General features: G+C 37.4%; 3 protein-coding genes. All 3 read left to right on the top strand.

Annotated elements, in window-relative coordinates:
- The coding region (locus DS885_RS11170) for a metalloregulator ArsR/SmtB family transcription factor (protein WP_113819516.1) at window positions 1-666 on the top strand (666 nt) is incomplete at its 5' end.
- A gap of 16 nt (window positions 667-682) precedes the next feature.
- Window positions 683-1,699, top strand: coding sequence for an ACR3 family arsenite efflux transporter (gene arsB / locus DS885_RS11165; RefSeq protein ID WP_113819515.1), 1,017 nt, complete (start codon window positions 683-685; stop codon window positions 1,697-1,699).
- Window positions 1,700-1,718: 19 nt separating this feature from the next.
- Window positions 1,719-2,213, top strand: a complete 495-nt coding sequence (locus DS885_RS11160) for a phosphatase domain-containing putative toxin (protein ID WP_113819514.1) — start codon at window positions 1,719-1,721, stop codon at window positions 2,211-2,213.
- Window positions 2,214-2,267 lie beyond the last annotated feature (54 nt).

Below are 2,267 nucleotides of genomic sequence, written 5' to 3'. Positions count from 1 at the left end.
CCTGAAGCTGTGGATAGCAGAGCGTTAGATGCATTGCAAAAATATGGTATTGATGCAAAAGATGTTGTGTCCAAGGATGTGAATACATTTGCAGGTCAAGCTTTTGATTATGTTATTTCCCTGTGTGATAAAGCCAGTGTGGAGTGTAGAAGCTATCCAAATGCAGGTAAACAACTTGCCTGGGATTTTCCAGACCCTAAAACACGCGTTGGAAACCAACCTTTTTATACAACACTCAATGAATTAAATACGCGACTAGCTATGTTTTTATTAGTTGAAGAAAAGCAGGTAAAACAGGTACAAGAAACACTTCAAGATGCACCTTTAACTGAGTTCTTTAAATGTTTAACCGATCCTATTCGTTTAAAAACATTGATGTTATGTCATTACCATGGCGAATTATGTGTTTGTGAATTGATGGAGGCGCTGCAAGAAGAGAGTCAACCCAAAGTGTCACGTAACTTAGCCGTACTTAAAAAAGTTAATATCATTAAAGATAGAAAGCATGGTCAGTGGGTATTTTATAAAATTAATCCTGATTTACCTTTATGGGAAAAATCTGTTATTGCTGAATCAACGGAAAATAATGTGCAAAGTATCGCTGAAGAGTTACATCGTTTGGATGCGATGAAAAATCGCCCAGATCGGGCAAGTTTCTGTAAATAAAAGGTGGGAATATAAAATGGGAGTATTCGAACGTTATTTATCGGTATGGATTGCCATTTGTATTAGTGGAGGTGTATTACTGGGTCTATGGCAGCCTAGTGTGTTTGAAGCCTTAGCTAATTTAGAATTTGCACATGTTAATATTATTGTGGCTGTGTGTATTTGGATGATGATTTACCCGATGATGGTACAAATTGACTTTTCATCCATTAAAGATGTTGGCAAAAACCCGAAGGGGTTAGTCCTGACGGTAGTCATTAATTGGTTGATTAAACCTTTTACTATGGCCGGCTTAGGTTGGTTATTCTTTAATTGGTTATTTGCAGATCTAGTTGATCCCGCTTCTGCACAAGAATACATTGCCGGTATGATTCTGTTAGGGGTTGCACCTTGTACAGCCATGGTATTTGTTTGGTCACAACTGACTAAAGGCGATCCAAATTATACTTTGGTGCAAGTGTCGGTCAATGATGTGATCATGATTTTTGCTTTTGCACCTATTTCCGCTTTGTTATTGGGTGTGAGTGATATTCAAGTGCCCTGGGAAACCTTAATTATCTCCGTGGTCTTATATGTTCTATTACCATTAATTGCAGGGATAGTAACGAGGCATTACCTGTCACTTAAACGTAATGCCGTGGATAGTTTTTTAGCGAAGATCAAACCTTGGTCTGTGGTTGGTTTATTAGCAACTGTGATTCTATTATTTGGTTTTCAAGCCAATACTATTATCGAACAACCTCAAACTATATTATTAATTGCGATACCACTTATTTTACAAACCTATGGTATCTTTTTGATCACCTACATCATTGCCAATAAAATGCAATTACCCCATAACATTGCTGCACCAGCGTGTTTAATTGGAACTTCTAATTTTTTTGAATTAGCCGTTGCCGTTGCTATCTCATTGTTTGGTTTACATTCTGGTGCTGCTCTTGCTACTGTCGTTGGTGTACTCGTTGAAGTCCCTGTGATGCTGTCATTAGTGGCTATCTTGAATAGAAGCCAACGAAACATTAACCAATCTTAACTTATAAATGGAATTAACCATGCAAACACATCCTTATGATATTTTACCATTAGACAATGGTGCACAACTTATTTTCACACCTTGCCCTGGTACAAAAGAGACCAGTATCGATGATGCATTAACAACATTGAAAGATGAAAAAACAGCGATGTTGATTACCTTAATGTTTGATCAAGAGATGGAAAAAAATGCAGTCACTGCGTTACCTGTATCGTGTAAGGAACAGGGTATAAAATGGGTACAGTTACCTATCTTAGATGATGCAGCGCCAGGTGTTGAATTTGAAAGTCAGTGGGCAAAACACAAAGCAGAGATTGTAGAATTAATTAATAATAAAGGGACCATTGCGGTTCACTGTAAAGGTGGCTCCGGCCGAACAGGTTTAGTGATTGGGTTAATTCTATTAGCCTTAGATTGGCCTGCAAAAGAGGTGATAAAAACGGTTCAATCGATTCGCCCTAAAGCCTTATCTCACCCCGTACAGCTTGATTATTTTAATACTTATGCTATCTAATCACACTAATAAGTGATCTAATTTACTTATTAAAAACTTATTTCTTCGTTGTAA

The sequence above is a fragment of the Psychromonas sp. B3M02 genome (assembly GCF_003318165.1).
Taxonomy (GTDB): domain Bacteria; phylum Pseudomonadota; class Gammaproteobacteria; order Enterobacterales; family Psychromonadaceae; genus Psychromonas.
Note: the sequence above shows the minus strand (reverse complement) of the source record. Positions and strands in the feature narration are given on the sequence as shown.

Coding starts and splice junctions, on each gene's coding strand:
- DS885_RS11160 (WP_113819514.1), top strand. CDS start 1,719: ATGCAAACACATCCTTATGATATTTTACCATTAGACAATGGTGCACAA.
- arsB (WP_113819515.1), top strand. CDS start 683: ATGGGAGTATTCGAACGTTATTTATCGGTATGGATTGCCATTTGTATT.